Origin of the sequence: Brachyspira catarrhinii, assembly GCF_005518285.1 — a bacterium.
Taxonomy (GTDB): Bacteria; Spirochaetota; Brachyspiria; order Brachyspirales; family Brachyspiraceae; genus Brachyspira; species Brachyspira catarrhinii.
Map to the genome: position 1 here is coordinate 1 of NZ_SJDU01000374.1, position 2161 is coordinate 2161.

The following is a 2161-nucleotide window of genomic DNA, read 5'->3' on the forward strand; positions in this document are numbered from 1 at the left end:
ATAAGAGACGAATTTATAGATTCAAAAATTATGACGGAACTTGGGCAGGACGGTTATTGGAAAACTAAATACGAATATCTTAAACAACTTGAAGCGGTTTATAATGAGCCGAGCGGTTATAATTTGAGAAACGATTTGGACGCTTTTTGGGACGCTTGGCAAGAGATGGCGGTTAATCCAGCCGAAAGAGGAACGAGATTAGTTTTGGTTGAAAGAGCCGACAGAATCAATTCTTCTTTAAATTATATGTTCGAGCAAATGAACGGAATGCGCGGCAATTTGAATAATCTTATCGAAAGCAAAGTTAATAGAATAAACGATATAGCAAATTCAATAAAAGATTTGAATGTAGAAATAGTCAAACAGCAGGCGTTGGGACAAAACCCTAACGATTTGCTTGACAGAAGAGATTTGCTTTTGGACGAATTATCCTCTATCGCAAATGTCGATATAAAATCTGTAGACTCTGACGAAACTATGATTTATATAGGAAGTCGAGCTTTGATTCAAGGAAATATCGTAAGCAAGTTGGCTTTGGAGAGAAGCGCAAGCAATGAAGGAATGTTCGATATTTATTGGGAGAAAGACCATGTTCAAGTTAATCTTGGCGGAGGCGAATTGAAAGCCTTGATTGAAATGAGAGATATTGATACGGTGCAGGCTATAAACGATTTGGATACATTGGCTATGAATTTAGCCGATTCGGTTAATGAAATTCATAGAAGCGGATTCGGATTAAATCAAGAGACGGGAATAGATTTCTTTACTATGACAAAAAATACTCCTTCCGTTATCGGCAATTTCGACACGAATAACGATGGAAACGAAGACGCAAGCGTAATGTTTAAGGTTAGCGGAATCAATTCAATCGATTTAAACGATAGTATAGGAAGCGCTGGAACATTGATTTTTGGAAATAAAGCGAGAGAGGGCGTAAATGTGGCGATAGATTATACCGCGCAAATGAAAGTTAAAGATTTGATAGATAAAATCAATTCGAGCGAGGCGAATGTTTCGGCATATTTGGACGATAAAAATAGACTCGTTCTTAAAGCGAAAGGTTTTGACGATTATATGCGTCCTTCTTATTTCATAAAACATATTGAAGATTCGGGAGATTTTTTAGTAGGAATAACGGGGGTATTGAATCAATCGGGAGAGGCTGGCGCTTACGATTGGAATCAAGTAAATCAGGTTAATCAGCTTGCGGGAGATTTTAGAAATTTCACCGTCACTCCTTATAGACATCCCGCCTCCTCTATTCAAGTTAACGATATAATTAGAAACGATATTAATTATATAGCGGCTTCAAAAGGAATAGACACGACAGGAAACGGTTTTAACGATAAATGGAACGGAATCGGAGACGGCTCGAACGCTTTGGCTATAGCTAATTTGAAAAGCAAAGAGATTATGGTTGAAAGCAAATCTACATTTAACGATTTCTACACTGGAAGCATAGCGAGAATAGCGGGTAGAACGGAAACTGCAAACGCCGAAACCGAAAAACAAGCCATAGTGATGGAATATCTTGAAAAATTAAGGCAATCCGTATCTGGCGTAAATTTGGACGAAGAAATCGCTCAAATGGCTATGTATCAGCATGGCTATAACGCGTCCGCTCGAGTCGTTAGCGTTATGGACCAACTGCTCGATGTGGTTATAAATAGAATGGGTGTGTGAGTTTATATAAATTAGTAAGGCGATATTCTATTTTTAGGATGTCGCTTTTTTATTTGCATTTAGCGTCTCGTTAATCTCTTTTAACTCTTTCAATATTTCTTTTTGATTATTATTGATTTCGTTTAATAATTTGATTCCCTCTTCCAACATAGCCCGCTTTTGAGGATTATTAAACATATCGTTTATATCTTCTTGCCATTTAAATAAACCCATTTTTAACACCTTTCAATTAATTGTAATTTTATTATATGATTTAATATTATAATGTCAATATTTATCTATAATATTTATTGCGAGCGTGAGCTTGGCAGTCTATTTTGTGTAGATTGCTTCGGCTATGAATAGCCTCGCAATGACGAATATTTTTCCCGTCATTGCGAATATTTTAAAAATTTGAAGCAATCCAAAAATAAAAAACCGAGTCTTTAATCAATTAAGATAAAGAACTCGGTTTTATTCTAAAAATAGTGTAAATTAT

At 35.9% G+C, this 2161-nt stretch carries 2 protein-coding genes; one reads left to right on the plus strand and one right to left on the minus strand.

What is annotated here, in order from left to right; genetic code table 11:
- Positions 1 to 1683: flagellar hook-associated protein FlgK (gene flgK / locus EZH24_RS10625; protein WP_137999098.1), on the plus strand; the 1683-nt coding region annotated here is incomplete at its 5' end.
- Positions 1684 to 1716: 33 nt separating this feature from the next.
- Here the strand turns inward: flgK and EZH24_RS10630 are convergent.
- Complete coding sequence (locus tag EZH24_RS10630; protein WP_137999099.1) at positions 1717 to 1896, minus strand: hypothetical protein; 180 nt, start codon at positions 1894 to 1896, stop codon at positions 1717 to 1719.
- Between the last annotated feature and the right edge of the window lie 265 nt (positions 1897 to 2161).